This is a genomic window from Conchiformibius steedae (genome assembly GCF_014054725.1).
In the GTDB taxonomy this organism is placed as follows: Bacteria; Pseudomonadota; Gammaproteobacteria; order Burkholderiales; family Neisseriaceae; genus Conchiformibius; species Conchiformibius steedae.
The window spans coordinates 85,993-112,282 of sequence record NZ_CP059563.1 but is presented as its reverse complement, the minus strand read 5'-3'; the positions used below and the strand labels follow the sequence as shown (position 1 = coordinate 112,282).

Below are 26,290 nucleotides of genomic sequence, written 5' to 3'. Positions count from 1 at the left end.
GGCTTGACACATTTATCAAGCACGGATACAATTCAAATCTTGAACTGGAGTAATGGCTGAGAGGCTGAAGGCACTTCCCTGCTAAGGAAGCATGTGGGGTCAACCTGCATCGAGGGTTCGAATCCCTCTTACTCCGCCACAACATTTTTTAAATACTTTTACCTGTATTTAAAAACCACATAAAACAGGCTAACTTTCATCAAGTTAGCCTGTTTTTACTTTTCAATGCTTTTCACAGCGTTGCACTCTTTTTCTTTTTTTTGTGGTATTTTTTCTGGTATTGCTCAAATACCAACTCAATGCCATGCCTAAAATCGTTATCCCGCTCACACCCGCGCAAGTCAAAGGCGCGAAACCCAAACCCAAAATGTATAAATTGCCCGATGGTGGTGGGCTTGCCCTATGGGTGCTGCCGTCAGGCAAAAAATCGTGGCGGCTCACTTATACCCGACCAAATGGCAAACAAGACACGCTCACACTTGGTATGTACCCCGACCACTCATTAGCTGATGCCCGCGATTGGCGGGCAGAAATCAAAGCGAAACTGGCAGCGGGTAAAAATCCTAAATCCATTGCCACAGACACAGGCGCACAATACCGATTTGAAAATCGGCTCGCCGAATGGCATGAACGCTGGGCGCGGCAGGGCGGAAAGCAGGGGCGCGGTAAAAATCCGAAATATGCCGCACAGGTATTGGCAGCGATTGAAGCCAATATCTTGCCCGACTTTAAAGGGCGCGATGTACGTACCCTTACCACAGCAGAAATTGTGAAAGTGTTGCGGAAGATGGAAAAACGCGGCGTGTTGGAATACCTGCAACGGGTTAAAACCAGTTTGGGGCTGATGTTTGACTATCTTGTGGCAGATGGTACGGTAACACACAATCCCGTGCGTTTGATTGGCAAGCAAGTATTTGACAAGCCAAAAGAAAAACATTTTGATGCTTTGTTGCCACAGGATTTGCCGTTACTTATTGAGCGTTTAGAAACCACAAAAAAACTATCCCCATCAAACAAACTGCTGATTTACTGGCAGCTTTTAAGTATGACACGCCCCAATGAAGCAGCAGAAACGCCTATTAAAGAGATTGATTTAGAAAAAGAAATTTGGGAAATACCATTGGAACGCATGAAAACACGCCCGCATATCGTGCCGTTAAGCACCGCATTAAAACAAATCTACCGTGAAGCAATGGAATTGAATGTAAAGGGGATTTACCTGTTTGAGGGGCAGGGATTCTTAAAGCCGAAAGATGTAGAAACTGCCCGCCAGCAATTACGCAATACCCTGAATTTGCCGACTACTGCACACGGTTTGCGGACTTTGGCAACCACCTATTTGCGCGATACCTATAAAATTAGCAAAGAAATTAGAGATTTATTATTATCGCATCATGATAAAAATAAAACTGACCGCGCTTACGACCGTGCCGAATTTTTGGACGAGCGGCGCGATGCTTTAGAAAAGTGGGGCAATGATGTGATGGCATTGCGCGAAAAGTACCGCCGCAAGTTTTAATCTGATGTTCTAAACTGAACAGCCCGCGCAAGCGGGGTTGAAAAAAGGTAACTGCTATGTTTGACTACAAGAAATTTAGCCGCGAATTAGAACAAACCAATCAGGATATTGAAAAAACCCGTATTGAGTGGCAAAAAACCAAAGCCCAAATGGATTTTTTGGTAAAGCACCGCTACAAAATTTGGACAATTTACTTGGTTTGCATTGCTTTGATTATTTTGGGTTTGGTTAAGTAACCGCCTAATCGGTAACAGAACGCCCCGAAAGGGGAGTTTTTGCTATTGTAGCAGCTCGCTATAGGCAAAAAACAACGTCCGTCCTGCGCCGCTGTTTTTACTGTTGGCAAATTATCTTAATGGCTTCTTCGCCATTGTTGATTATTTTGAGATTTTCTACTTTTTTTGATGGAATGTTAATGTAACTGGAATCAGGCAAAATCAATGATTTTATTGTGGTATCGTATGCAAATGGCGATAACCCTGTATAAGCACCAAAGCCATTTTTAGCATTGACAAAACCGCATAAATACAGCCATTGATTTTCAATCCAAACCAGCTTTAGATTTTCAAATTGAACACTTTGCGGGTCTTTAAACTGGAAAGAAACTTCTTTGCTGATAGCTTTGATTTTTTCATTTTCAGCATAATGATTTATGTATTTCCAAGTGCCTATACAAACCATTATGGCTAAAACTGTGCCAATACCCCAATATAGTTTCTTTTGACTTTTTATGCCGATTTTGTGATTGTATTTCGTCCGCCGCTCTTTGTGCAGCAAGTGAAACCTTGCTTGTGCCAGTAAATCGGTATCCATGCCGTTTTCGGCGGCTTGTTTGATGGCATCGCGGATAAGGGCATCGGGCGCATTGGGTTTGACACCCAATAACTCATACAGATTGCCGCTCGCTTGTGATGGTTTGGTTGGGGGTTCGGTTTTTTCTGTTTCAGCGGGGGCAGGCGGATTGGCTTGCGCCATCATGTTTTCCAAAATTTCGGGGTGTTCGGCGAACAAGCGGGCGTTGTACTGCTTGCGCTTGCTTGTGTCTAATAGCCATGTTTGGCATTTTTGCAGGGTGTCTAAAGGCAGGGATTGTTGTTGTGCGGCGGTGGTTAGGGCTTTGCGGATTTGGTCGGGCGTGGCATTGGGGGCGATGCCCAATAATTGATACAGGTTAATCATGGTATTGGCTCGCAAACAGAAAAGCCGATTATAGGGCTTCCGCCGCACCAAGCCAAACACGGCTTGATGCAGCGGAAAAATCCCGTTAGCGCACGGCATCGCGCACACCCAGCAGCCAACTTTCCACATTGGCGGTGGTCTGCTCTTTGAGTTTCTTTAAAAACTCTTGATTGCCAAACAAAATACCGGTTAGGGCTTTGCCGTTGGGAAAGCGCAAATCTAGGGTAATTTGCCCCATATTGGGCGCACCTTGTACGCCGTTTTGTACGGCAGCAGGTGCGGGCAAACTGCTGGTTGCCTGCTGAAACAGCTTATCAGCGGCGTTTTGCAGATTGTGGGCGGCATTGCCCAAGCTGCCGCCCGCCTGTTGCAGTGATGCGGCGGCGGCTGTAGCGGCTTCGGCGTGTTGTTTAGAAGCGGCAACAGCGGCTTTGTATTCTGCCGTGCGCTCATACCAATCATGCCCGTAGGTTTGCCGCGACCACAGTTGCCATTGCAAATCGGTAAACCCGCCTTGCGTGGCGGCTTTGGCTTTTTCGCGCTGCCGAATATCGGCTTCACGGGCGGCATCGGCGGCGCGGGATTGCGCCACTTTTGCCTGTAGCGCGGCATAACGCTCATCAACGCTGCTGACCGATTTGTCGGCAGCTTGGCGCATCATGTTTGCCGCGCCCAGCATTTTATCGCCCGCTGTGCTGATGGTTTGGTGTGCCTGCTCTTTAGCGGCGATGGCTTGCAGTAATGCGCTTGCCTGCGACAATTGTTCGGCAGTCGCGCCCGCATTTTTCAAATCCAACAGCTTGATTTCGGCGGCGGATTTGCCGACACGTTCCAACTGACCGCGCAAGTCGTCAAGGGTTTTCATTACGCCTGCTTGCCGCTCATATTGACGGATAACGTCTTGCATGGCGCGGGTTTTGGCAAGTTCGCCTTGCGTTGCACCCGCAGCCGCCAAACGCATTTGCGTGATTTCTTCGCTGGATTTGCCCAATTCTGCCATTTGCTGCGCCAGCGATGCCATGCTTTCGTCAATGGTGCGGCGGTTTTTGGCGGCGATTTCGGCGGCTTTATCGGCTTCCGCTTTGGCTTTAGCGGCGGTTTCTGCTTGCTTCATCGCTGCCGAAACGCTTTTAATATCGGCATCTAAAGCGGCGGCAGTATTGGCTAAACTTTGCTGCACCAGTTTGGCGCGGTTATCGGCGTTTTCGTGCTTAAACTTTTCTTCAAACTCAATTTTTTTCTTTTTAAGCAGTTCTTCTTTCTGCGCCGTCAAAGTCAGCAAATCCATCTGCTCTTTGGTTTTGCCAATCGCTGCCGCTTGTTCTTGGTACTTCAGCACGGTGTCGCTGATGGCTTTACTCAAACCCACATCGCTTTGTTTTCCTGCCGAATATTCGGCAAAACCGCCTTGCGCGGCGATTGCGCCACTAATGGATTGCCAGCCCGATACCGCATGGGCTTTAACCGCTGCTTCGTCTAATTTTTCATTAAACTTTTCAATGGGATTAAGCCAGTCATACAGCTTTGTCCCCAGCGATTCTACTTGCGTGTCCAAGCCAAAAAGTTTGTCCACCGAATCACTAATCCAGTTGGACGCATCTTCGCCTTTGGTAAATTTGTAAAGCGAGTATAAGCCTGTCCCCGCTGCCGCTGCTGCCGTGCCGATTGCGCCTAATTTGCCGACCGTGCCTGCCGCGCCGATGCGGGCGGACATTGCCGTTAATGCACCACCCGCGACACTCGCACCTTTGGCGAGCAGGTTAAAGCTGGCTTTAAGCGTGGCTGCCGCCAAACCCAACAACGCACCTGTTGCCGCTACCGCGCCCACACGCAGCACCGCCAACGACCCCGCAAAACCGCGAACTTGGAACGATGCCAGCGCAGAAGCCGTACCCGTGCGAGCAACCGCAACCGATAACGCCGTTTGCGCCGCCGTTGCCGTACCCGCTGCGCCCGATGTGGCAATCATGGCGGCGGTCATCTGCACCAACCCCGCCGCCGAAGTGATTGCCCAACGGGTTAGCGACAGCGCAGCTAAACCGCCGACTACGGTTGCCACGCTGTCTATATTGTCGCCCAAAAAGCGCAAAGTGCCTGAAAACACCTTAATTGCGCCCGAACTTTCGCCTGTTTGTCCGACAAACTCGGTTAATTTGTTTTGTAAAACAGTAAACGATTGCGCGATGGTAAAATCCGTTTTGGCAAAATCAGCGCGGACACCATCGCCCGCTTTTTGCAGGGCTTGCACTAATTTTTGTGATGATAATTCGCCATTTTGGGCAAGGCTTCTCAATTGCCCCACACTTATAGTTAAAATACTTAATTTTTCATACGCCAGTTACTGTATTTGTTTCTTAAAAACCTAAAGGAAAAGTATAAAATCAGCCCTGCAACAGCAATGATTGCAGGGCTGATTTCTTAACCCAATTTGTTAGGGCGCAGGATGCAAAGGCACGACCCCCACCATAATACTGCTTGCCAAAATCAGCAGCGATAAAGCCCAAATCCAGAAAAACGAATAGCGGATATGTTTGCCCATAGAAAGCTGTGCCAAGCCCAAGCCCATCCATAGCGCGGGCGAAAGCGGAGTCACAAATGTGCCAACAATACTGCCAATCAGCATAGCATAACCCGCAGCTCGTGGGTCCACGCCCGATTGCGAAGTAATTTGTTCCACCACAGGGAACAAACCGAAATAATAGGCATCGGTGCTGAGTACCAATTCCAAAGGAATACCAAAAATCCCCACAATAATATGTAGATAGGGCAAAAGTGCATTGGGTAGCACGCTTACCAAATCTTTGGCAATGGCATCAAGCATCTCCGAACCTTTTAAAATGCCTAAAAATGTACCCGCTGCCAAAATAATGCTTGCCATCATAATCGCGCCGCCTGCGTGGGCGTTGATGCGTTCAATTTGTTGTTTGGGCTGGCGGTAGTTAATCAGCAATGCCAGCGAGGTGGCAATCATAAACACATAGCCTGCGGGCAGGGTGTCGGAAAACAGTACGCCCATGGTTAAGACAAATAAGCCGATGTTTACCCAAAATAATTTGGGACGTGCCAAATGGTCTGCCACGGCGGGGGCTTGGGCAAGCAGGTTGCCAACATCGGGCAATTTGCCATGTTCTGCCAAAATGCGTTTTTTCTCGCGCACGCCCAAAAATGCTGACAGTGCCAAAATATACACCAAACCAATGATTTGCACGGTAAACAGGGGTTTGTATAACTCGCCTACGTCCATTTCCAATACGGTGGCAACGCGCCCTGTCGGTCCGCCCCACGGCAGTAAGTTAATCAATCCTGCGCTGGCAGCCAGTAGTAAAAACAATAAGTAAGGATTCATGCCAAGACGCTGATACAACGGCAGCAGAGCAGGTACAACCAGCAAAAAGGTGGTTGCGCCTGCGCCGTCCAGCTGGGCGACCACAGAAACCAGCACCGTGCCGACACTCACGGCAACAATATTGCCGCGTGTCAGCCGCACCAGCCCGTCAATCAGCGGTTTGAACAAACCCGCATCGCTCATAATGCCAAAAAACAAAATGGCAAAAATGAACATGGTTACGATTTTCAGCACCGATTTGGTGCCGTCTGTGTAAAAGGTTTCAATTTGTGCCAAATTAAAATCTGCTGCCAATGCGCCCGCCAAAGGCACTAAAATCATGGCAATCACAGGCGAGACTTTTTCGCTAATCAGCAGGGCAACGATTATCGCAATAATGGATAATCCGATAAAAGTCAGCATGAAAAATTCCTTATGAAAGTGTGTTTTAAAAACATTTAAAATCAAATATTTGTTGATTTATAAGTGTGCTTGGGAAAAAATTTGCGCGATTCTACAGAAGGGCAAGCAGGCGGTCAATTGTCGGAGGTTGTAAAAAAACGGCTGCTTTCCCCAATCAAATTTTTTATAAAAAATACTGTTTTTTTTCGGTTGTTTAGAATAGAATTACCAATCTATGCTTTACAAGTCGCTTGTCAAAACGCTTGGATTAAGGCATTCCATGCTGTTTTGATGTGGTTTTTTTATTTATTTGATGAAAAGATTTTTGAAAGGGGTTTCGTTGATGTTGTCTAAAACTTTAAAACCGTTGGCGTGGCTGGCGTGTACTTTGTTTGCGCATCAGGCTGCGGCTTCGGGTTATCATTTTGGTACACAGTCAGTCAGCGCACAAAGCACTGCCAATGCCAACGGTGCAGAAGCATCTGATGCGACTACTTTATTTTATAACCCTGCGGGTTTGAACAAGCTGGAACAGCATGAAGTGTCTGCGGCATTAAATGTGGTGATGCCGCATATTCATTATTTTGATGCACAGGCACAGCATATTAACGGCAAACCAGTAAACGGTAGCCGTTCGGGCAAGATTACCGTGGCAGCAGCGGTTGCGCCGCATCTTTATGGTGCATACAAAATCAACGACCGTTTAAGCGTGGGCGTGGGGGTTTATACGCCGTTTGCATCGGGCACCAAATACGATAAAGATTCGGTGCTGCGCTACAATATGAATAAATTGGGTTTGACCACCATTGCGGTTGAGCCTGCGTTGGCGTTTCGTGCGGGCGACAAGCATTCGTTTGGTGTGGGTTTGATTGCCCAGCATTCCGATGCCGAATTGCGTAAATTTGCCGATTGGAACGCCACAGGTGCATTTGATAATGCCATTAAAGCGGCAGAACGCAATCCCAATGCACAAACCCACGGTAAGACAGACGGCTATGCCGAAGTAAAAGGCAAGGACTGGGGCTTTGGTTATCATTTGGGCTGGTTGTTTGACATTAACGAACGCGCCCGCGTGGGGGTAAATTACCGTTCGCATGTGTCGCACACGCTCAAAGGCAAAGCCAAATGGCATTACGATACCGATAACGCCGCTTCGGTGTTTAATAATCACAATCCCGTGCCTGTGGCTGCGGGGGTAAATCTGCCTTTGTCGGCGGTGGCGAAAAAAGCCGTTGCCGATAACGGCTATGTGCCTGAAGAAAATGCATCAGTAAAAATTGTGACACCCGAATCGCTGTCGGTACACGGTATGTATCAAGCCAGCGATAAGGTAGATGTGTTTGGCGACATCACTTGGACGCGCCACAGCCGTTTTAAAACGGCTACGCTGAAATTTGAAAATGCGAAAAAAATCGGTGGCGGCGGCACGGCAGACCATACGCATTTAAGCCCGAACTGGCGCGATACGTTTAAAGTGGCGTTGGGCGCATCGTATCAAGTCAGCGAGCCTTTGCAGTTACGCGCTGGTGTGGCGTTTGACCAAAGCCCCGTACGCAGTGCCGAATCGCGTTTGAATACTTTGCCTGACGGCAACCGTATTTGGTGGTCGGCAGGTGTGAAATACAACTTAGGCAAACAGCATGTGTTTGACGTGGCATACAGCCACATCCACATCAACGATACAGCAATGAACGCACCCCGTGCCAGCGGGCGCGATGTGGACAGCAAAGGCGCATCTTCGGCAAAATTTAAAAACTATGCCAATATTTTGGGCGCACAATATACGTTTAAATTTTAATTCAAACGGCTAGGGCGTGTCCCTAATCGCACACGGCGCAGGCGGAAAACCCAATCCGCTTGCGCCGTGTGCAGTTTGGCAAACCACACAAAACGGAATTTTGTTAAAATGCCGTTTTGCCCTTTAGGAAGGCGAAACAAAATCATGAACGAAGAATGTATTTTCTGCAAAATTATTCATCGGCAGATTCCCGCTACGGTGGTGTATGAAGATGCGGATATGCTGTGTTTTAAAGATATTCATCCTGCTGCGCCCGTGCATTTGTTGCTGATTCCCAAAGTGCATTTGGATTCGCTGGCGCACGCTGATGAAACACACGCCGATTTATTGGGCAAAATGATGGTAAAAGTACCGCAGATTGCCCGCGAACACGGTTTAAACGCGGGTTTTAAAACCCAAATCAATACGGGCAAAGGTGGCGGACAGGAAGTGTTCCACCTGCATATTCATATTTTGGGTACGCCCGCGCCTTAAATTTTAGGAGATAAAACATGGGATTCACGTCAATTTGGCATTGGCTGGTGGTTTTGCTGGTGGTGGTGCTGATTTTTGGAACGAAAAAATTACGCAATGTGGGGCGCGATTTGGGCGGTGCGGTACACGATTTTAAAGAAGGCTTGGAAAAAGGCAGTGCCGAAAACGATAAAAACGATGCACCTGCCGAAAAAGCCGATGCAGGCGCAAAAAACGATAAAAGCGCATAATGTTTGAGCTGAGCTTTAGCGAGATGCTGGTGGCAGGCGCGGTGGCATTGGTGGTGTTGGGTCCGGAACGCCTGCCGCAAGCTGCGCGCACGGCGGGGCAGTGGGTGGGAAAAATCCGCCGCATGGCCGGCAATGTGAAAGGCGAGCTGATGCGTCAGGGCGAATATGCGGAGCTGGCGAAAATCAAAACCGAATTTGAAGATGCGGCAGCGGATATCCGCGACAGCCTGCACGACACTTTGCCTGCATGGGAACGTTTGCCCGAACCGCGTACGCCTGCCGATTTTGGTTTGGACGAACACGGTGTGCCAAACCGCATCACGGGTTTGCAGGTAAAATCTGTTTACAAACAATCTTTGGCACGCAAACGTGATTTGCGCCGCCGTCCGCCGCGTTTAAGGATTCGCCGATGACCGAACACGCCGAAGAACAGCCTTTAACCGCTCATTTGCTGGAATTGCGCCGCCGCTTGCTGTATATCGTGGCGGGTATCGTCATCGGGATACTGGTGCTGCTGCCGTGGGCGCAGGAACTGTATGCGCTGATTGCCAAACCCTTGCTGTCGGTATTGCCGCCGCAAACCAGCATGATTGCGACCGATGTGGCATCGCCGCTGTTTGTGCCTTTAAAAGTGGCGTTTATGGGTGGATTGGTTTTGTCGCTGCCCAATACGCTTTACCATATCTGGGCGTTTGTTGCACCTGCGCTGTACCGTAATGAAAAACGCCTGATTGTGCCTTTATTGGCTTCTAGCCTGCTGTTGTTTGCAGCGGGGGTGGCATTTTGTTATTTTTTGGTGTTTCCCGCTGCGTTCCGCTTTTTGGCGGCGATGACGCCCGAAGGGGTCAATATGGCAACCGATATCGGCAATTATCTGTCGTTTGTATTGGGGATGTTTTTGGCATTCGGGGCGGCGTTTGAAGTGCCTGTGGCGGTGGTGTTGCTGTATCGGGGCGGGGCGGTATCGCTGGAAACCCTAAAAGCGGCGCGTCCGTATGTGGTGGTGGGGGTGTTTGTGGTGGCAGCGGTGGTCACGCCGCCCGATGTCTTATCGCAAGTGATGTTGGCACTACCCATGCTGGCGCTGTATGAAATCGGTTTGCTGGTGTGTCGAAGTATGCGCCGCGATTAAACCCGTCCCCCGAATCAGCCCACCGATTCGGGGGATATGGTTTTTGCTTGGTGTTTATGATCAAAATGCTTGGAATGGAAAACGTGAAAGATGAATTTTTGGCATAAAAACGGCGTGGGATTGGTATTGGCAGCGGTATTGGCAGCAGCCAGTATTGCGTTGGCGCGTTTGCCTGTGTTGCAAAACTGGGGCATTGGTGCGCTGACAGTGGCGATTGTGGTGGGGATGGTGTTGGGAAATAGCGTGTTTGCGCGTGTGGTGGCAGGTGCGGGCGCGGGGGTGGATTTTGCCCGTACACGCCTGTTAAGGGCAGGGATTGTGCTGTATGGTTTTCGGATTACATTTAGCCAAATCGTGCAGGTGGGTTGGACGGGTGTGCTGATTGATGCGGTGATGCTGTCGGCAACCTTTTTGCTGGCGTGTTACTTGGGTAAGCGTTTGCAGATGGACGAAGACACGGCGATGCTGATTGGTGCGGGGGCTTCCGTGTGCGGGGCAGCGGCGGTCATGGGTGCAGAACCCGTTGTCAAAGCCGATGCCCACAAAACGGCGGTGGCGGTGGCAACGGTGGTGGTATTCGGTACGGTAGCGATGTTTGCCTATCCGCTGCTGTATCCGTGGCTGGGGATGAACGAACAGGCTTACGGGCTGTATGTGGGTTCTACCGTGCATGAAGTGGCACAAGTGGTGGTGGCGGGTAATGCCATTAGTGAAACCGCTGCGGCGGTGGCGGTGATTGAAAAAATGTTGCGGGTAATGCTGCTTGCGCCGTTTTTGCTGGTGTTGGGGGCGTGGCTGTCGCGTCGCCGTCCTGATACGCACGGGGGCAAACACCGTATTGCATTGCCGTGGTTTGTGTTGGGTTTTATTGCGGTGGCGGGATTAAATTCGCTGCAGTGGTTGCCGACTGCATGGGTAGAAATGCTGGTGCAAATTGATACTTTTATACTGGCAATGGCAATGGCGGCTTTGGGCTTGCGGACACAGGCAGCGGCGGTGCGGCAGGCAGGCGCGAAACCCTTATTATTGGCGGCGATGTTGGCGGTATTTCTGCTGGTGGGTGGTTACGCGGTAAACGTAGGTCTTGTTGCCTTAATGTCCTGACGATATTTGACGGCAATGTAAGATTTCCGAATCATTTTCGGCTTGCAGCAACAGGGTATTTGCTTCAGGCGCACGCACACGGTAACGCACAGACAACCAAGGCGCAGTTTTTTCGGGCATGGGTAAATCCTGCGGGCGTGGCAAAATCGGCTGGTCGTGCGTGTGCAGATAACCGTTTTGCCATTGCCAAGTACCGCGAAAACGCATACCCGATTTGGGCTGGTGCAAGGTAAGCGTGCGGACAAGGCTGTGGTCTGCGCCAAAGTGCAGTGTTTGCGTAAAGCGGGGGTGTTCACAACGCCATTTGCCCAGCACAGACGGCGTGGCAGACGGAACGGCGCAAGCAGCACAAAGCATCGCAGCGGATAAGATTAAATATTTATTAAACATGATGATTTTCAGATGGTTCGGTTTCGGGGTGGCGGGAAACCTGAAATTCAAACGGAATCATAAAACCCAAACGGCATTCAAAATGCGTCCACGGCTGCGGATAGAGTTTGGATTTTTGCATTTGCCGCAACAGCTTGGGTAAGCGCAAGTGCTGGCTTTTCTTTAATTCAAGGGCTTGGGGGTGGAAAGTGCCATCTGCTTCAATAGCAAAGGCTTCATACTGCGGCTGTCCTTGAATCATGCTGCCGCGAAACAGTACCGTCCAGCCTACGCGTTCCATATTTCTTTCAAAAACAGACAGTAATTCCTGATAAAAACGGTCGTGTTCGCTGATATACTGTTTGGATTTCTTTTTCCAAATATCATACGGAATACGATGGGCATCGGCTTCTGTCCATGTTAGTTCGCTAATGCCACGCATATCTAGACTTATCCAGTTATCTTCATAGGGAATATTAGCCAGTTGCCAATCTATATGACCTGAACGGTAAACAATAGCTTGGAAATGTGTCCACGGTTCGGGACTAAAATCTTGGCATTTTTGTAAATCCAGCATCAGATTGTGAAGTGAACAGGTTTCATCTATTGATATTTCAATATATTCGCTTATTTTTTCTGATGAAATTCTTTCAATTCCTATTTGACCTACGTCTGGATAGGCTTGGCTTCCAAACCTAATCTTATCGTTATTATTTTGAATATACGGCAAAATAATAGCTTTAATTTGATTTAAAACGGTTTCTTGATTCATCAGTATGCCTTGGCTGGGGAAACGGCGGGTATCAAAATGCGGACGGGCGCATCTGCTGCCTGTCCGCATGGAAACATCAAAATGGGATTTTAGCCGTGCAGGGCGCGTTTGTCGGCGGCAAGCGCGGCTTCGTGCAGCACTTCCGACAAGGTGGGGTGCGCGTGCACAATGCGGGCAATGTCTTCGCCGCTGGCTTTAAATTCCAATGCCATCACGGCTTCGGCAACCAGTTCGCTTACCATCGGTCCAATCATGTGTACGCCCAATACGCGGTCGGTTTCGGCACAGGTCAGCACTTTTACCGTGCCTTTGGCTTTACCCAAGCCCAAGGCGCGTCCGTTGGCACCAAAGCCTGATGTGCCTTTTTTGTAGGCAATGCCTTCGGCTTTCAGTTGTTCTTCGGTTTTGCCTGCCCATGCGATTTCGGGGTCGGTATAAATGACCCACGGAATGCAGTTGAAATCGAGATGGGGTTTTTGTCCGACAATGCGCTCGGCAACGGCAACGCCTTCATCGCTGGCTTTGTGCGCGAGCATCGGACCGCGAACCACGTCGCCAATCGCCCAAACATTGGGCAGATTGGTGCGGCATTCGTCATCTACGGTAATGAATCCGCGTTCGTCCACCGCCAAACCGACGGCTTCGGGATTCAGACCTTGGGTGTTGGGAATGCGTCCGATGGCAACAATCAGTTTGTCAAATACCACGGTTTTGCTTTCGCCGTTGTGTTCGTATTGAACGGAAACGCTGTTTGCGCCTTTATTTACGGCGGCGATTTTTACGCCCAATTCAATGTTCAGCCCTTGTTCTTTGGTAAAGTATTTAAAGGCTTCTTTGGCGATTTGTTGGTCGGCGGCGGCAAGGAAGGTGGGGGCGGCTTCCAAAATGGTTACGTCTGCGCCCACGCGCTTCCATACCGAACCCATTTCCAAACCAATCACGCCCGAACCGATTACGCCCAGTTTGCCTGGAACGCGGGTAAGGTTGAGTGCGCCTTCGTTGTCCAAAACATTGATGTTGTCGATTTCGGTGAGCGGCAGTGGGCGCGGTACAGAACCTGTTGCCACAATCACATGGGTGGCTTCAATGCTGCGGTGTTCGCCTTTGCCGTTGTCAATCAAAAGCTGCCAGTTGTCGCCGTGTTTGCCGGCAAAGGAAGCACGTCCAAAAATGCTTTCTACTTTGTTTTTTTGAAACAGGTATTTGATACCGCCTGTGAGCTTGGTAACGATGGCGTCTTTGCGCTCAATCATTTTTTCGGCATCAAAACGCACTTCGCTTAAGCTGATGCCGTGTTCGGCAAAGTCGTGCAAAATGGTGTGGACGTGTTCGCTTGATTGCAGCAGGGCTTTAGACGGAATGCAGCCGACATTCAGGCAGGTGCCGCCCAAGGCGGGGGCATCGCCAGCTTTATTGGTGCCAGCGTCGATGCACACGGTACGCAAACCCAGTTGGGCAGCGCGGATGGCGGCAACATAACCGCCAGGACCTGCGCCGATTACGGCAACATCAAATTGGGACATTGTTTTTCCTTTATATCACAAGACGGGTGGGGGAATTTGCCGTTTTCGGGGGGAAAACGGTACGCAAAGCGGAAACGGGCGCGTAAACGCTACGCGCAAACGGCGTTATTTTAAAGCCTTGTTGCCGAAAAAGCGAGACTTCAACGTGCACCTGCCCAATTACGCGCCGCGTCCATATCGGCTTGGATTTGTGCCTGCAAAGCGTTTAAGCTGCTGAAACGGGTTTCATCGCGCAGCTTGTGCAAAAACGACACTTCTAGGCGTTGTCCGTATAGCTTGCCCTGAAAATCAAATAAATGCACTTCCAGCTTGGCAGAGGGGGTGTCGGAAACGGTGGGGTTCGTGCCAAAACTGGCAACGCCGTAACGTGTGCCGAAGCTGCCCGATGCTTCTATCACAAACACGCCGTTTAAGGCGTAGCGGTGGGCGGGCAGATGGATGTTGGCGGTAGGGCAGCCGAGTGTGCGCCCTAATTTAGCACCGTGTTTTACGCGCCCGCTTAAAGCATAAGGGCGACCGAGAATTTGTTGTGCCATATCCAAACGCCCTTGTTGCAGGGCATAGCGCACGGCAGTGCTGCTGGCACGTCCGCCTGCTGCCAATACGCTGGGGGTTTGTTCGGTAACAAAATCAGTGCATTGGCGCAGCAAGGCAAAATCGCCGCCGCGCCCTTTGCCAAAGCGGAAATCGTCGCCCACCAGCAGATAGCGGGTGTTCATGTCGCGGCACAGGGTTTGACGGATAAAATCGGGCGCACATTGGGCGGCAAATTCGGCATTAAACCGCAGCACCCGCACGGCATCCACGCAGCCGCTTTGTTTGAGCAGACGCAGTTTGTCGCGCAAGGGGGTTAGCCGCAGCGGGTCGGGCGTACCGAGACGGCGGGCGAAAAATTCGGGCGGCTGCGGTTCAAATATCACCACGGCGGTTTGCAAACGCCGCGCCTGCGCTTCGGTGCGCAGGGTTTGCAAAATGTGTTTGTGTCCCAAATGTACGCCGTCAAAATTGCCGATGGTAACAGCACGGGGCGAATCGGCACGGAAAGGACGGCGGTTAAAGCAAATATCCATTGGATTGTTTATCTGTTTGAAAAATAATGATTAGTGAGATTTTTTAGACAGCAGTTTCAGCAACGGCAAAACCACAGCACACACTGCCGCACCCACCACCACGCCCGTCAGCAAATCCGCCAACAGCGCCATCACGCCTGTGTCCCAGCCGCGCTGGTGTAAAAAATGATGCAAGGCAGGAATGCCGTGCGTGAAAATCCCGCCGCCCACCAAAAACATCGCCGCCGTTCCCGCCACGCTCAAGCCGCGCATCAGCCACGGCATAACCGTTAAAATCCCACGTCCGAATTGGCGTGCAGCGGCAGCGGGTTTGGTAAGCAGGTAGGCACCAAAATCATCGGCTTTCACAATTAAAGCGACCAATCCGTACACAAATACCGTCATGCCAATGGCAATCGCGCACAATGCGCCAATTTTGATGGACAAAGGCGATTGTTCTACCACGCCCAATGCCAAAATAATGATTTCTGCCGATAAAATAAAATCGGTGCGTATTGCGCCACGGATTTTGGCACTTTCGTCTATTTCCGCAGCGGGTGCGGTTTCGGCTTCGTCGTGGTGGGGAAAAAATTTGTGCAACAGTTTTTCCACACCTTCAAAACACAAATACGCGCCGCCTATCATCAACAGCGGCGTAATCAATACGGGCGCAAATACCGCCAACAGCAGCGCAATCGGCACCAATATCACTTTATTCCAAAACGACCCTTTTGCCACTGCCCACACCACGGGCAACTCGCGTTCGGCGCGTACGCCCGTAACTTGGTTGGCATTTAATGCCAAATCGTCGCCCACCACACCAGCGGTTTTTTTGGCTGCCATTTTGGTCATCAGTGCTACATCGTCTAACACGGCGGTAATGTCGTCCAACAGGGTAAACAGGGAAGAAAATGCCATGATGGTTCCTAATCAATTGGTTTAAACGGGGCATTATAGCGTAAAGGGGCAAAGCACAGGCTTTGCCCCTTGGGTGTGTCGGATAAACAGACAATCAATTTGCGCCGTTGTCTGTTTCTGCTGCTTCAGCGGCTTTGGCAACGGTTACCATCGCAGGGCGCAACACGCGCTCGTTCATGGTATAGCCTTTTTTCAGCAGGGCAACAATGGTGCCTGCTTCCTGTTCGCTTTCTACAGCCTGCATTTCCTGATGACGGTGCGGGTCAGGTTTATCGCCTGCCTGCGTGGGGATTTCTTGAATGCCTGTGGTGTCAAAGGCTTTTTGCAATTCGTTTAAGGTCATGGATACGCCCGTTTGCAGCATCTCAAAATTGCCGCTGGTGTCCAATAATGCCATTTCCAAATAGTCTTTTACCACCAGCATTTCGGCAGCAAAATCGGCAGCGGCGTATTTTTGGGCTTTTTTCAGCTCTTCGGCAAAACGGCGGCGCAGGTTTTGTTCGTTTGCCAAACCGCGCAACTGCTCTTCGTTTACCATTGCTTCCAGCTCGGCAATACGCGCTTGCAGCTCTTCAACGGTGGGTTCGCTCACGGTTTCGTTTTCGTTTTCGGGGGTTTCGGTGTTTTGAGTGGTTTCGCTCATTTTTTTACCTTTTCGGAATGGAAATATCATGGTTTCGGTTCTTAAAATATGGGGTGGGGGTGGGCTTTTTCAAGCAGACGTTTACTTGGACGGTTGCAACAGTTCGGCGGCGCGTAGGGCAAAATACGTCAAAATTCCGTCTGCGCCTGCGCGTTTGAATGCCAACAGGCTTTCCAACATCACTTTGTCGCCGTCTAACCAACCGTTTTGCGCAGCGGCTTGCAACATGGCGTATTCGCCCGACACCTGATAGGCAAAAGTGGGTACGCCGAATTGGTCTTTCACGCGGCGGACAATATCCAAATAGGGCATACCGGGTTTCACCATCACCATATCCGCGCCTTCTTGAATATCCAAGGCGATTTCGTGCAAGGCTTCATCGCTGTTGGCGGGGTCCATCTGATAGCTGTCTTTGGTGGACTTGCCCAAATTGCCTGCGCTGCCGACAGCATCGCGGAACGGTCCGTAAAAGGCGGAAGCGTATTTGGCGGAATACGCCATAATGCGGGTGTGGATATGCCCGTGTTGTTCCAACGCCTGACGGATTGCGCCGATGCGTCCGTCCATCATATCAGACGGGGCAACCACTTGTGCGCCTGCTTCGGCGTGGCTGAGGGCTTGTTTAACCAACACTGCTACGGTTTCATCGTTTAACACATAGCCCGTATTGTCGGTTAAACCGTCTTGTCCGCTTAAAGTGTAGGGGTCAAGCGCGACATCGGTCATCACGCCCAATTCGGGAAACTCGCGGCGCAGGGTACGTACGGCGGTTTGCACCAAGCCTTCGGGATTGTAGGCTTCGGCGGCATCGGCACTTTTGTTGCCATCAACCACGGGAAACAGCGCCAGCATGGGAATCCCCAGCTTGAGGGCATGTTCGGCGGTGTGCAGCAGCAGGTCAAGGCTTTGCCGTTTGATACCAGGCATGGACGCGATTTCCTGCTCGCGTTTTTGTCCGTCCAACACAAACACGGGGTAAATCAAATCGGCGGGGGTGAGAACGGTTTCGCGCATCAGGCGGCGGGAAAAGTCGTCGCGGCGCATTCGGCGCATTCGGGTGGCGGGAAAAGGGCGGTGGGGGAAGTTCATCGGGTTTCCTTTAATCAATCAAATTATTTGCGTGGAATATCGGCTTGTTGAAAATCGTGGACGATATAGCTGTTGGCAAACACGGCACGGGCTTCGTTTTCCAATACGGCAACGGCGTCGCCGCTGTATTTGGCACTGATGTGGTTCAGATACAAAACGCCTACATTCGCATCGCGGGCAAGCGTGGCGGCTTGGGCGGCGGTGGCGTGTCCGTGTTGGTGTGCGGCGGCGCGGTCGCTGTCCGCAAAAGTGGCTTCGTGTACCAACACATCGGCATCACGGCAAAAATCGGCGTGTTCGGCGCGGTAACGGGTGTCGCCGAAAATCACCACTTCGCGTCCGCGCTGCGGCGGAGCGAGAAAATCGCGCCCGTGCAGCACACGCCCGTCAGGCAAACTCACACTTTCGCCGCGTTTAAGCTGTCCGAGTATCGGGCCGTTGCCGATGCCGAGGGCGCGTAATTTCTCGGTTTGCAGGCTGCCTGCGCGTTCCGCTTCAATAATGCGGAAACCATAGCAGCGGATGCGGTGGTCGAGCAGCCGATAACGCACGCTAAAACCGCTTTCAAGCTGCAAACTGCCGCTGTCGCCATCCAATTCGTGAATATGCAGCGGATAACTTAAATACGTTTGCGACACGTCCAAAGCCGTTTCCACAAAACGGCGCAAACCCTGCGGACCGTATAAATACAACGGTTCCGCCTGATTACCGCTTAAAAAACTGCGGCTGCCCAATAGCCCCGGTAAACCAAATATATGGTCGCCATGCAAGTGGGTAATAAAAATATGGCGGATTTTGCCGGGGCGGATGCTGGTGTGCAAAATTTGATGCTGGGTGGCTTCGCCGCAGTCAAACAGCCACACACCCGCACCTTCCGCACACAAATTCAGCGCGGTGGCAGACACATTGCGCTGCGTGGCGGGCGAGCCTGCGCCCGTACCGAGAAAGTGCAAATGCATAAAACAATCGGATAAGCAAAAAACAAGATTGTATAGTGTCTAGGTTTTGATTTCTATTCACATCTGTCAGAAAACGTTTGGTGCAAATGTTTACAATAAGCCCGAATAAGCCGTTTTTAGCTGAAACAGACTCTTTTTCGGTAAAATAAACGGTATTTCCATTTGCCAAGGGTTTGTTATGTCCAATCAGGTTTATATTTGTCAATTTGCATTAGATAGGGTGCAACAATATGATATGGAAGCCTGTGTTAAAGACAGTGGTTTGATGTACCCAGAAATTCGGGGTATTTTGGGGGTAGGATTGGAGCCAGAGACACTTGAAATAAAAGAAAAGAAGAGAAAGTATTTTCCTTTTGCTGCAGAGCTATCTGATGCAAATCATTTTTTTAAACAAAATAAAACGATTCCCGATGCACTATGGGCTGGCATTTATCAAAATGAAGCAATCAAATTGCCCACTCGTGAAGATTATATATTCAGTATCTGGGATGGTGGCATTCTGTTTAATCCGTCTTGTGCAGCCATCTTAAAACAACACCGATTGGGCGAAAATATCCTGACACCTGTACAAATTTATGATTTATCAACAGGCTGTTTGGCAAGTGATGAAACGTATTATTTTCTGAATCTGTATGAAAGACGAATGTGCGTTTGCGAAATCCAAACCACGCCCAGATTAAAACCCATACCTGACATCACATATGGTTTTCGTATTGGCAGCAGTATTTTCAATGATGGGGAACTGAATATTGATAAACATGCTTTAAATTGTGATGTGGACTTATGGCATGACCCTAGATTTATTAGACGTTTTTTTATGTCAGCAAATTTACATGATGCTTTATCTGAAGCAGGAATGATTGATAAATTTGAACCCTATACTTGTAATTTGATTGAATGATGGTTTGCGGTTTTGCCCGTTTGCCAAGTTGTTGGCGCAAATTGCGGCGCAACAGCCGCTGCCGCCTTGCCAAATACGGTACAAACCACCTGAAAACCACCTTATTCCTGTTTGGCTTGCCTTCGCCCTTAGCCGCGAATTGTGTGCAAAATGCCCCTGCACAGTTTCGCCGTTTTCCGCTATAATCCCACACTATTTTTGTTTGCGCCCCGCAGCACACGGCGCGTTGTTACGTCTGCCGTTTTTTGATTTTCCGCCCCGCGGGCGGGGTTTCACCCACAAAGGAACCATTTGATGAACCGTTATTATCCGCACACCATTATTGCCCAAGAAGGCTGGCCGTTTATTATCGGCGGCTTGCTTGCCAGCGTGTTGATGACCCTGTTGTGTGGCTGGTGGTCGGTACCGTTTTGGCTGTTTGTATTGTTCTGCCTGCAATTTTTCCGCGACCCCGCCCGCGATATTCCCGATACCCCCGATGCCGTGCTGTGTCCTGCCGACGGGCGCATTGTGGTGGTGGAAAAATCCACCGACCCTTACCGCCACACCGAAGCTTTAAAAATCAGCGTGTTTATGAATGTCTTTAATGTGCATTCCCAACGCGCCCCCGCGCACGGCAAAATCACTCATGTGGAATACAATGCAGGCAAGTTTTTAAACGCTGCTTTAGACAAAGCCAGCAGCGAAAACGAGCGCAACGCTGTGTTGATGACCACCGAACAAGGACACGAGATTACTTTTGTTCAAGTAGCGGGTTTGGTAGCTCGCCGCATTTTGTGTTATGCCAAAGCGGGCGAAAGCATGGTACGCGGCGAACGTTACGGTTTTATCCGTTTTGGTTCGCGTGTAGATGTGTATCTGCCTGTTGATGCGGTGGCAAACGTTGCCATTGGCGACAAAGTACGCGCCAGCGAAACCATTTTGGCGTATTTTGCTCAAGATGGCGAAAAAAGCGAGGGCGAAGGCGAAAACACTGCTGCGCCCAAAGCTGCGGAAACCAGCAAAGCCGTTGCGGAAAGCCGTTTAAAAGCCGATATGGAAGCCAAAGCCGAAGCCGAAAAAGCAGCGCGTTTGGCAGCAGAAGCCGAAGAGAAAGCTCGTTTAGAAGCGGAAGCCAAAGCACAAGCCGAAGCAGAGGAACAAGCCCGCGCTGAAGCTGAAGCCAAGGCAAAAGCTGAAGCAGAAGAACAAGCGCGTTTAGAAGCAGAAGCCAAAGTACAGGCTGAAGCGGAAGAACAAGCCCGTTTACAGGCTGAAGCAGAAGCCCGTGCTGCTGCGGAAGAGCAAGCCCGTTTAGAAGCGGAAGCCAAAGCACAAGCTGAAGCCGAAGAACAGGCACGTTTAGAAGCAGAAGCCAAAGCACAAGCTGAAGCCGAAGAACAAGCGCGTTTACAGGCTGAAGCAGAAGCCCGTGCTGCTGCGGAAGAACAAGCCCGTTTGGAAGCGGAAGCCCAAGCAGCTTTGGAAAAAGCAGCGCGTTTGGAAGCGGAAGCACAAGCCGAAGCCGAAGAGTTGGTGCGTTTGCAGGCAGAGCAAAGCCAAGTTGCCGTGCAAACACCCGAATTGGTGCAAAGCAACGGCGCAGATGATGCGCAACAATTGGCGCGTGTGGCAGCGGAAAATGCGTTTGCTGCGCCCCAACAAGCAGAGCAAGATGCCGCTGCCGAATCGTTCCGCCGCAGTGAAGAAGAAGCTTTGGCAGAAATCGCAGCGCGTGCGCCGATTGTTCGCCGTGAAGTGTTTGCCAGCGTGCCTGAACCTTGGCAAACCATTGAACCTTCAGAAATCATTATTAAAACTGAAGTGAAGAAATAAACTTTCCCCATAAAAAAATCCGTCTGCACGCATCAGACGGATTTTTTTATTGCTGGGCGATTAGTCAGCCCACACCAAGAGGGCGTGATTGCGTTTGCCGCGTTTGATAATCGTGTATTTGCCAAAGCGTTTGTGGGCATCGGTTAGCAATACGGCATCATCGGGGCGGTCGGGGGCGTGGTCGGGGTTGTTTGCGGTGGCGGTTTCGCCGTTTAACAGCACTGCGCCATTATTGACAAATCCACGCGCTTCTTTATTGGATTTTGCCAAACCGCTTTGCACCAAGGCTTCTACGGCGTTGAGCTTGCCCGATACTTGAAACGTGGGTAAACCGTCCAATGCCAATTGAGCGTAATCTTGTTCGGTTAGCGCGGCTTCGTTGCCTGAAAACAGACTGTCGGTAATGCGCTGCGCGGCTTCCAATGCGCTGCTGCCGTGAATCAAACGGGTCATTTCTTCGGCAAGAATGCGCTGGGCTTGGGGTTTGCTGTCGCTGGCTTGGTCGGCAGCTTCAATGGCATCAATCTGTTCAATACTTAAAAAAGTAAAGTATTTTAAGAATTTATACACATCGGCATCGGCTACTTTCAGCCAAAATTGGTAGAACTGATAGGGCGAGGTTTTTTTCGCATTTAACCACACCGCGCCGCCTTCGGTTTTGCCGAATTTGGTGCCGTCAGCTTTGGTAACCAAGGGTAAAGTCAGCCCGTGTACGCTTTGCCCGTGCAAACGGCGCGTGGTTTCCGTACCCCAAGTGATGTTGCCCCATTGGTCAGAACCACCGATTTGCAATTGCACACCATATTGGTGGTAAAGCTCTGCAAAATCATAGCCCTGTAGCAGCGCATAAGCAAATTCAGTAAACGAAATCCCCACATCATCGCGCTCAATGCGTTGTTTAACCGATTCTTTTGCCAACATGGCGTTTACAGAAAAATGTTTGCCGATGTCGCGTAAAAAATCCAAGCAATTCATTTTGCCAAACCAATCGGCGTTGTTTGCCATTACCGCCGCATTGTCGCCTTCAAAACTTAAAAACGGCTTTAATTGGTTTTTGATGCTGTCCACCCAGCCTGCCACGGTTTCCGCGCTGTTTAAACTGCGCTCAACTGCCTTAAAGCTGGGGTCGCCAATCATGCCTGTTGCCCCGCCCACCAGCGCCACAGGCGTGTGCCCCGCCAATTGAAAACGGCGCAGCGCCAGCACGGGCAGCAAATGCCCGATGTGTAAACTGTCGGCAGTGGGGTCAAAACCGCAGTAAAGCGCGATTTTGTTTTCCGATAAAAGTTTATCTAATTCATTTAAATCAGTGGTTTGCGAGATAAGCCCCCGCGCCTGTAAATCATTGAGCAAATCACTTGTCATAAGATTGGGCTTTCCAAAAAGCGGCTATTCTAATCGCCTGCACCGGTTTTGCAAACGTATTTTTTAAGCAAATACATGATTTTTATCAAAATAAATAATTTTTACCTGATAAGCGACAGCATGGGCGCAAATATGGATAACTCAATCATTTGCAAAGTTTATCAAATTTGTGGCTGGGGTTGCTTATTGTTATAATCGCCCTTTTAGACACACTTTTAAGGAAACAACATGTCCGTTCAAACCTTGCAACAAGCTGCCGAAACCCGCCGTTCTGTATATGCGTTGAACAAAGAATTGCCCGTATCTGCGCAACAAATCGTTGAAATCGTAGAACACGCTGTAAAACACACCCCTTCTGCTTTCAATTCACAATCTACCCGCGTAGTGGTATTGTTGGGTGCTGACCACGAAAAACTGTGGGACATCACTGCTGATGAATTGAAAAAAATCGTTCCTGCTGACCAATTCCAACCCACTCAAGAAAAACTGAACGGCTTTAAAGCTGCTGCAGGTAGCGTATTGTTCTTTGAAGACCAAGATGTAGTAAAAGGTCTGCAAGAGCAGTTCCCCGCTTACGCTGCTGGTTTCCCTGTATGGGCAGCACACAGCGATGCCATGCACCAATACGCGATTTGGACTGCCTTTGCCGCTGCGGGCGTAGGCGCGAACCTGCAACACTACACCCCGATTATCGATGCGGAAGTTGCCAAAACTTGGAACTTGCCTGCTAACTGGAAAATGAGCGCCCAATTGGTATTCGGTGGCGTGGCTGCACCTGCCGGCGAAAAATCCTTTAGCGATTTGGAAAGCCGTTTGAAAGTATTCGGTCTGTAATTTAGCCGATACCCGCGTTTAAAACAGGGGCAATATCCTTTGCGATATTGCCCCTGCTAACATTTTCTTAACCAAAACTGCCAAAAATAGCCTTTATAATGCACATAAACACTGTTATTCGATATTCATCATCAGGAAAACACAATGAAAAAAACCATAATGGCTATGTTTGCTGCGGTATCTGCACTGGCAGTGTGGTATTTTAGCGACAAATTCAACAGCAAAAAAGAGGATATCCCAGCCCATACGGTAATGAGCCAAAGCAGCGTATTGGCAAAAATACGCGAGCTAAACCGTTTGGAAAGTACGGCATTTTATATTGATACCATTATCCGCACCGAAAAAGAAGGCAATTGGTACACGCTTTGGCAGGACAGCCAAAAGGGGATTTTTGTTGCCAAAGGCAATGCAGTAGCAGGCATTGATTTAAATAAATTGGTGGAAAGCAATATTTCGGTGCTGGACGAACGCATTGTGATTCAGCTTCCCCCTGCACAAATTTTATCGGTGCAGCTGGACCATATTGAAGTATATGATTGGCGCACGGGCGCGTTTAATCTGTTGAAAGCGGATACGGGCGTGCTGGATACGGTGCAGGTACAGGCAAAACAGCAGCTGTTGCAGCAGGCGTGTGCCAACGGGATTTTGCGCCACGCCCGCGAACGCAGCCAAGAGCAGATTGAGCGTTTGTTTGCATTGGCAAAAATCCCTGTATCAGTTTATTCGGCGGCAGCGGAAGAGTGTCGTATGCCTGTGTTGGCGCGTTGAGTGCGGGATAATTGGTTTACAGGTAAAAGCAAACCCGCCGTATCGGTCTGTGTACGCGATACGGCGGGTTTGGGATAGATGGGGTGGCAGATGGGATTCGAACCCACGACCCTCGGAATCACAATCCGATGCTCTAACCAACTGAGCTACAACCACCACATAAAAACTTGTCTTCTGGCGCGCCCGACAGGACTCGAACCTGTAACCCCCGGCTTAGAAGGCCGGTGCTCTATCCGGTTGAGCTACGAACGCTTTGGGGAATTCTGCTGGTCGGGGCGGTGGGATTCGAACTCACGACCCTCTGCTCCCAAAGCAGATGCGCTAACCAGACTGCGCTACGCCCCGCGTGAAAGATTGGCATTCTATACGGCGATGTTGCAAAAGTCAAGACACTCAAACCAAGAAAGAAAATATTGCTTTATTTTTTATTGGAATTATTTTTGCAAACCCTGCAAATCGGTTTTCGTTTAGAATACGTTTTTTGTGATAAAACGGATGCGAACCGAAAATGTTAGATATTCAAATTGTCCGCCAACACCCTGCTGATGTTGCTGAAAAGCTGGCACGGCGTGGTTTTGTTTTTGATACGGCTGCTTTTGAAGCCTTGGAACAGCAGCGTAAGGATTTGCAGGTAAAAACCGAAACTTTACAGGCGCAACGCAACAGCGTGTCCAAGCAGATTGGCGCGTTAAAATCGCAGGGCAAACACGCCGAAGCGGAAGCGGCAATGGCGCAAGTAGCTAAAATTAAAAACGATTTGGCGCAAACCGATGCGGAATACCAAGAAATTCAAAACCGTTTGGATGCTTGGCTGTCGGGCGTGCCAAACCTGCCGCAAGACAGCGTGCCTGTGGGCAAGGACGAGCAGGACAATGTGGTGGTGCGTACGGTAGGCGAACCGAAAACCTTTGATTTTGAAATTAAAGACCATGTGGATGTGGGCGCAGGCTTGGGCTTGGATTTTGACACGGCGGCGGCATTGTCGGGCGCACGTTTCAGCCTGTTGCGTGGTACGGCGGCGCGTTTGCACCGTGCTTTGGCGCAATTGATGTTGGACACGCACACCCAACAACACGGCTACACCGAATGTTACACGCCCTATATTGTGAACGATGCTGCGCTGTTTGGTACGGGGCAACTGCCTAAATTTGCAGAAGATTTGTTTCACGTTCCCCGTGGCGGCGATGAAGACAAAACCGTTCAATACCTGATTCCCACTGCCGAAGTGCCGCTAACCAATACTGTGCGCGAACGCATTGTTGCGGAAGCGGATTTGCCGATTAAATTAACGGCTCATTCGCCCTGTTTCCGTAGTGAAGCAGGTTCGCACGGGCGCGACACGCGTGGGCTGATTCGCCAGCATCAGTTTGATAAGGTGGAAATGGTGCAAATTGTGCGCCCCGAAGAGTCTGATAAGGCTTTGGAAGAAATGGTGGCGCATGCGGAAAAGATTTTGCAATTGCTGGAACTGCCTTACCGTGTGGTGCTGTTATGCACGGGCGATATGGGTTTTAGTGCGGCGAAAACCTATGATTTGGAAGTGTGGGTACCTGCACAAAATGCGTATCGTGAGATTTCAAGCTGTTCTAATTGCGAGGATTTTCAGGCACGGCGCATGAAAGCACGCTTTAAAGATGCAGACGGGAAAAACCGTTTGTTGCATACGCTGAACGGTTCGGGTTTGGCGGTGGGACGTGCGTTGGTGGCGGTGCTGGAAAACCATCAAAATGCAGACGGCAGCGTGAATGTGCCACAGGCTTTGCGTCCGTATTTGGGCGGGGTGGAAGCACTGAAATAAATTATAAAAACAAGCCGTTATGATGTTTTCATCAAACGGCTTGTTTATTTTATTTATGTTGCAGTTGTTTCAGAAGTTCATGCAATAAAGCGATTTGCTCATCTTTGGCTGCCAACAGCTTATCTTTTTCAACTAGAAATTTTTCTTTTTCTGTCAATTTTTTATCTTTACCCGCCACAGCACAGCATCAGTTGTATAGTATAGTTGATTAAAATCGCAACGATACTGCGTTGCCAACGCCCTTATGTACTGTTCGTACACGGCGGGCGTTGTCGCCTTGTCTTGTTTTTATTTTTATCAACTATAGCACGGTTGCATTGTATA

Annotated in this window: 26 protein-coding genes, 4 tRNA genes and 1 pseudogene; 15 read left to right on the top strand and 16 right to left on the bottom strand. The window is 49.9% G+C overall.

Annotated elements, in window-relative coordinates; translation table 11 throughout:
* The first annotated feature begins 46 nt into the window (after positions 1 to 46).
* From H3L98_RS00940 to H3L98_RS00930, 3 genes are all read left to right on the top strand, one after another.
* A tRNA-Ser gene (locus tag H3L98_RS00940) sits at positions 47 to 139 on the top strand.
* A 123-nt stretch (positions 140 to 262) separates the two neighbouring features.
* A complete protein-coding gene (locus H3L98_RS00935; RefSeq protein WP_051532075.1) occupies positions 263 to 1,519 on the top strand; it encodes a tyrosine-type recombinase/integrase in 1,257 nt (418 codons plus the stop codon).
* A gap of 56 nt (positions 1,520 to 1,575) precedes the next feature.
* Positions 1,576 to 1,755 (top strand): hypothetical protein, encoded by a 180-nt coding sequence (locus H3L98_RS00930; RefSeq protein ID WP_027022052.1) that lies wholly within the window; start codon positions 1,576 to 1,578, stop codon positions 1,753 to 1,755.
* Between the two features lie 97 nt (positions 1,756 to 1,852).
* Here the strand turns inward: H3L98_RS00930 and H3L98_RS00925 are convergent, their stop codons facing one another.
* The 3 genes from H3L98_RS00925 to H3L98_RS00915 form a co-directional block, all read right to left on the bottom strand.
* Complete coding sequence (locus H3L98_RS00925; RefSeq protein ID WP_034333571.1) at positions 1,853 to 2,698, bottom strand: J domain-containing protein; 846 nt, start codon at positions 2,696 to 2,698, stop codon at positions 1,853 to 1,855.
* 85 nt (positions 2,699 to 2,783) lie between these two features.
* Positions 2,784 to 5,000, bottom strand: a complete 2,217-nt coding sequence (locus tag H3L98_RS00920; protein WP_276512639.1) for a tape measure protein — start codon at positions 4,998 to 5,000, stop codon at positions 2,784 to 2,786.
* 129 nt (positions 5,001 to 5,129) lie between these two features.
* Positions 5,130 to 6,446, bottom strand: a complete 1,317-nt coding sequence (locus H3L98_RS00915) for a CitMHS family transporter (RefSeq protein ID WP_027022054.1) — start codon at positions 6,444 to 6,446, stop codon at positions 5,130 to 5,132.
* An 81-nt stretch (positions 6,447 to 6,527) separates the two neighbouring features.
* On the opposite strand from H3L98_RS00915, the gene H3L98_RS00910 reads away from it, so the two are divergent.
* The 7 genes from H3L98_RS00910 to H3L98_RS00880 all read left to right on the top strand — a co-directional run bounded on the left by H3L98_RS00910 (position 6,528) and on the right by H3L98_RS00880 (position 11,163).
* The gene (locus H3L98_RS00910; RefSeq protein ID WP_034333574.1) at positions 6,528 to 6,779 is read left to right on the top strand and encodes a hypothetical protein; all 252 of its coding nucleotides are present in this window, start codon (positions 6,528 to 6,530) and stop codon (positions 6,777 to 6,779) included.
* Entirely contained in the window at positions 6,769 to 8,223 is a 1,455-nt protein-coding gene (locus H3L98_RS00905) for an OmpP1/FadL family transporter (protein WP_027022055.1), read from the top strand. Before H3L98_RS00910 ends, H3L98_RS00905 begins: the two co-directional genes overlap by 11 nt.
* 144 nt (positions 8,224 to 8,367) lie before the next feature.
* Positions 8,368 to 8,697, top strand: a complete 330-nt coding sequence (locus H3L98_RS00900) for a histidine triad nucleotide-binding protein (RefSeq protein WP_027022056.1) — start codon at positions 8,368 to 8,370, stop codon at positions 8,695 to 8,697.
* 17 nt (positions 8,698 to 8,714) lie between these two features.
* The gene (tatA, locus tag H3L98_RS00895; protein WP_027022057.1) at positions 8,715 to 8,927 is read left to right on the top strand and encodes a Sec-independent protein translocase subunit TatA; all 213 of its coding nucleotides are present in this window, start codon (positions 8,715 to 8,717) and stop codon (positions 8,925 to 8,927) included.
* Positions 8,927 to 9,340, top strand: coding sequence for a Sec-independent protein translocase protein TatB (tatB, locus tag H3L98_RS00890; protein ID WP_027022058.1), 414 nt, complete (start codon positions 8,927 to 8,929; stop codon positions 9,338 to 9,340). Before tatA ends, tatB begins: the two co-directional genes overlap by 1 nt.
* Positions 9,337 to 10,059 carry a twin-arginine translocase subunit TatC gene (gene tatC / locus H3L98_RS00885; RefSeq protein WP_027022059.1) on the top strand — a complete coding sequence of 241 codons (723 nt, stop codon included), beginning with the start codon at positions 9,337 to 9,339 and terminating at the stop codon, positions 10,057 to 10,059. The genes tatB and tatC overlap by 4 nt, the downstream gene beginning before the upstream one ends.
* Positions 10,060 to 10,149: 90 nt before the next feature.
* Positions 10,150 to 11,163 carry a YeiH family protein gene (locus H3L98_RS00880; protein ID WP_027022060.1) on the top strand — a complete coding sequence of 338 codons (1,014 nt, stop codon included), beginning with the start codon at positions 10,150 to 10,152 and terminating at the stop codon, positions 11,161 to 11,163.
* On the opposite strand, the gene H3L98_RS00875 is transcribed toward H3L98_RS00880, so the two are convergent.
* From H3L98_RS00875 to rnz, 8 genes are all read right to left on the bottom strand, one after another.
* The gene (locus H3L98_RS00875) at positions 11,152 to 11,553 is read right to left on the bottom strand and encodes a hypothetical protein (RefSeq protein WP_156932292.1); all 402 of its coding nucleotides are present in this window, start codon (positions 11,551 to 11,553) and stop codon (positions 11,152 to 11,154) included. The two genes, H3L98_RS00880 and H3L98_RS00875, sit on opposite strands and share 12 nt — an antisense overlap.
* Complete coding sequence (locus H3L98_RS00870) at positions 11,546 to 12,109, bottom strand: hypothetical protein (protein ID WP_182078440.1); 564 nt, start codon at positions 12,107 to 12,109, stop codon at positions 11,546 to 11,548. The genes H3L98_RS00875 and H3L98_RS00870 overlap by 8 nt, the downstream gene beginning before the upstream one ends.
* Positions 12,110 to 12,393: 284 nt before the next feature.
* The gene (gene lpdA, locus H3L98_RS00865) at positions 12,394 to 13,827 is read right to left on the bottom strand and encodes a dihydrolipoyl dehydrogenase (protein ID WP_027022063.1); all 1,434 of its coding nucleotides are present in this window, start codon (positions 13,825 to 13,827) and stop codon (positions 12,394 to 12,396) included.
* A 140-nt stretch (positions 13,828 to 13,967) separates the two neighbouring features.
* Complete coding sequence (gene ribF / locus H3L98_RS00860) at positions 13,968 to 14,897, bottom strand: bifunctional riboflavin kinase/FAD synthetase (protein ID WP_051532076.1); 930 nt, start codon at positions 14,895 to 14,897, stop codon at positions 13,968 to 13,970.
* A 30-nt stretch (positions 14,898 to 14,927) separates the two neighbouring features.
* Positions 14,928 to 15,794, bottom strand: a complete 867-nt coding sequence (locus H3L98_RS00855; RefSeq protein WP_027022065.1) for a DUF808 domain-containing protein — start codon at positions 15,792 to 15,794, stop codon at positions 14,928 to 14,930.
* Between the two features lie 94 nt (positions 15,795 to 15,888).
* Positions 15,889 to 16,437, bottom strand: a complete 549-nt coding sequence (gene grpE, locus H3L98_RS00850; RefSeq protein ID WP_027022066.1) for a nucleotide exchange factor GrpE — start codon at positions 16,435 to 16,437, stop codon at positions 15,889 to 15,891.
* A gap of 81 nt (positions 16,438 to 16,518) precedes the next feature.
* On the bottom strand, positions 16,519 to 17,526 hold the full coding sequence (hemB, locus tag H3L98_RS00845; RefSeq protein WP_027022067.1) for a porphobilinogen synthase: 1,008 nt from the start codon (positions 17,524 to 17,526) through the stop codon (positions 16,519 to 16,521).
* Between the two features lie 23 nt (positions 17,527 to 17,549).
* Positions 17,550 to 18,485, bottom strand: a complete 936-nt coding sequence (gene rnz, locus H3L98_RS00840; RefSeq protein ID WP_027022068.1) for a ribonuclease Z — start codon at positions 18,483 to 18,485, stop codon at positions 17,550 to 17,552.
* A gap of 178 nt (positions 18,486 to 18,663) precedes the next feature.
* Between rnz and H3L98_RS00835 the strand changes: the two genes are divergently transcribed.
* Together H3L98_RS00835 and H3L98_RS10870 are read left to right on the top strand one after the other, a co-directional pair.
* Positions 18,664 to 19,386 (top strand): hypothetical protein, encoded by a 723-nt coding sequence (locus H3L98_RS00835; RefSeq protein ID WP_182078439.1) that lies wholly within the window; start codon positions 18,664 to 18,666, stop codon positions 19,384 to 19,386.
* Positions 19,387 to 19,680: 294 nt separating this feature from the next.
* Positions 19,681 to 20,484 (top strand): annotated as a pseudogene (locus H3L98_RS10870) (phosphatidylserine decarboxylase); the annotation flags it as partial.
* Positions 20,485 to 21,261: 777 nt separating this feature from the next.
* On the opposite strand, the gene tyrS reads toward H3L98_RS10870, so the two are convergent.
* Positions 21,262 to 22,566 carry a tyrosine--tRNA ligase gene (tyrS, locus tag H3L98_RS00825; protein WP_027022071.1) on the bottom strand — a complete coding sequence of 435 codons (1,305 nt, stop codon included), beginning with the start codon at positions 22,564 to 22,566 and terminating at the stop codon, positions 21,262 to 21,264.
* A gap of 228 nt (positions 22,567 to 22,794) precedes the next feature.
* Between tyrS and H3L98_RS00820 the strand changes: the two genes are divergently transcribed.
* Together H3L98_RS00820 and H3L98_RS00815 are read left to right on the top strand one after the other, a co-directional pair.
* Entirely contained in the window at positions 22,795 to 23,400 is a 606-nt protein-coding gene (locus H3L98_RS00820) for a nitroreductase family protein (protein ID WP_027022072.1), read from the top strand.
* Positions 23,401 to 23,544: 144 nt separating this feature from the next.
* Positions 23,545 to 24,168 carry a DUF4230 domain-containing protein gene (locus H3L98_RS00815; protein WP_034333577.1) on the top strand — a complete coding sequence of 208 codons (624 nt, stop codon included), beginning with the start codon at positions 23,545 to 23,547 and terminating at the stop codon, positions 24,166 to 24,168.
* Between the two features lie 79 nt (positions 24,169 to 24,247).
* Here H3L98_RS00815 and H3L98_RS00810 read toward each other — a convergent pair.
* From H3L98_RS00810 to H3L98_RS00800, 3 genes are all read right to left on the bottom strand, one after another.
* Positions 24,248 to 24,324 (bottom strand) — tRNA-His (locus tag H3L98_RS00810).
* A gap of 19 nt (positions 24,325 to 24,343) precedes the next feature.
* A tRNA-Arg gene (locus tag H3L98_RS00805) sits at positions 24,344 to 24,420 on the bottom strand.
* A 15-nt stretch (positions 24,421 to 24,435) separates the two neighbouring features.
* Positions 24,436 to 24,513 (bottom strand) — tRNA-Pro (locus H3L98_RS00800).
* A gap of 163 nt (positions 24,514 to 24,676) precedes the next feature.
* Between H3L98_RS00800 and serS the strand changes: the two genes are divergently transcribed.
* A complete protein-coding gene (gene serS / locus H3L98_RS00795) occupies positions 24,677 to 25,966 on the top strand; it encodes a serine--tRNA ligase (protein ID WP_027022074.1) in 1,290 nt (429 codons plus the stop codon).
* Positions 25,967 to 26,015: 49 nt separating this feature from the next.
* Here serS and H3L98_RS10975 read toward each other — a convergent pair whose 3' ends face one another.
* Positions 26,016 to 26,144, bottom strand: coding sequence for a hypothetical protein (locus H3L98_RS10975; RefSeq protein WP_276512638.1), 129 nt, complete (start codon positions 26,142 to 26,144; stop codon positions 26,016 to 26,018).
* Positions 26,145 to 26,290: the final 146 nt, after the last annotated feature.

What these genes read in the sequence shown, in the direction of transcription:
- H3L98_RS00880 (WP_027022060.1), top strand. Translation starts at nt 10,150, where the DNA reads ATGAATTTTTGGCATAAAAACGGCGTGGGATTGGTATTGGCAGCGGTA.
- tyrS (WP_027022071.1), bottom strand. Translation starts at nt 22,566, where the DNA reads ATGACAAGTGATTTGCTCAATGATTTACAGGCGCGGGGGCTTATCTCG.
- tatC (WP_027022059.1), top strand. Translation starts at nt 9,337, where the DNA reads ATGACCGAACACGCCGAAGAACAGCCTTTAACCGCTCATTTGCTGGAA.
- H3L98_RS00820 (WP_027022072.1), top strand. Translation starts at nt 22,795, where the DNA reads ATGTCCGTTCAAACCTTGCAACAAGCTGCCGAAACCCGCCGTTCTGTA.
- H3L98_RS00900 (WP_027022056.1), top strand. Translation starts at nt 8,368, where the DNA reads ATGAACGAAGAATGTATTTTCTGCAAAATTATTCATCGGCAGATTCCC.
- rnz (WP_027022068.1), bottom strand. Translation starts at nt 18,485, where the DNA reads ATGCATTTGCACTTTCTCGGTACGGGCGCAGGCTCGCCCGCCACGCAG.
- hemB (WP_027022067.1), bottom strand. Translation starts at nt 17,526, where the DNA reads ATGAACTTCCCCCACCGCCCTTTTCCCGCCACCCGAATGCGCCGAATG.
- H3L98_RS00870 (WP_182078440.1), bottom strand. Translation starts at nt 12,109, where the DNA reads ATGCTGGATTTACAAAAATGCCAAGATTTTAGTCCCGAACCGTGGACA.
- tatB (WP_027022058.1), top strand. Translation starts at nt 8,927, where the DNA reads ATGTTTGAGCTGAGCTTTAGCGAGATGCTGGTGGCAGGCGCGGTGGCA.
- grpE (WP_027022066.1), bottom strand. Translation starts at nt 16,437, where the DNA reads ATGAGCGAAACCACTCAAAACACCGAAACCCCCGAAAACGAAAACGAA.
- H3L98_RS00875 (WP_156932292.1), bottom strand. Translation starts at nt 11,553, where the DNA reads ATGTTTAATAAATATTTAATCTTATCCGCTGCGATGCTTTGTGCTGCT.
- H3L98_RS00925 (WP_034333571.1), bottom strand. Translation starts at nt 2,698, where the DNA reads ATGATTAACCTGTATCAATTATTGGGCATCGCCCCCAATGCCACGCCC.
- serS (WP_027022074.1), top strand. Translation starts at nt 24,677, where the DNA reads ATGTTAGATATTCAAATTGTCCGCCAACACCCTGCTGATGTTGCTGAA.
- H3L98_RS00905 (WP_027022055.1), top strand. Translation starts at nt 6,769, where the DNA reads ATGTTGTCTAAAACTTTAAAACCGTTGGCGTGGCTGGCGTGTACTTTG.
- H3L98_RS00855 (WP_027022065.1), bottom strand. Translation starts at nt 15,794, where the DNA reads ATGGCATTTTCTTCCCTGTTTACCCTGTTGGACGACATTACCGCCGTG.
- tatA (WP_027022057.1), top strand. Translation starts at nt 8,715, where the DNA reads ATGGGATTCACGTCAATTTGGCATTGGCTGGTGGTTTTGCTGGTGGTG.
- H3L98_RS00930 (WP_027022052.1), top strand. Translation starts at nt 1,576, where the DNA reads ATGTTTGACTACAAGAAATTTAGCCGCGAATTAGAACAAACCAATCAG.
- H3L98_RS00915 (WP_027022054.1), bottom strand. Translation starts at nt 6,446, where the DNA reads ATGCTGACTTTTATCGGATTATCCATTATTGCGATAATCGTTGCCCTG.
- lpdA (WP_027022063.1), bottom strand. Translation starts at nt 13,827, where the DNA reads ATGTCCCAATTTGATGTTGCCGTAATCGGCGCAGGTCCTGGCGGTTAT.
- H3L98_RS00835 (WP_182078439.1), top strand. Translation starts at nt 18,664, where the DNA reads ATGTCCAATCAGGTTTATATTTGTCAATTTGCATTAGATAGGGTGCAA.
- ribF (WP_051532076.1), bottom strand. Translation starts at nt 14,897, where the DNA reads ATGGATATTTGCTTTAACCGCCGTCCTTTCCGTGCCGATTCGCCCCGT.
- H3L98_RS00815 (WP_034333577.1), top strand. Translation starts at nt 23,545, where the DNA reads ATGAAAAAAACCATAATGGCTATGTTTGCTGCGGTATCTGCACTGGCA.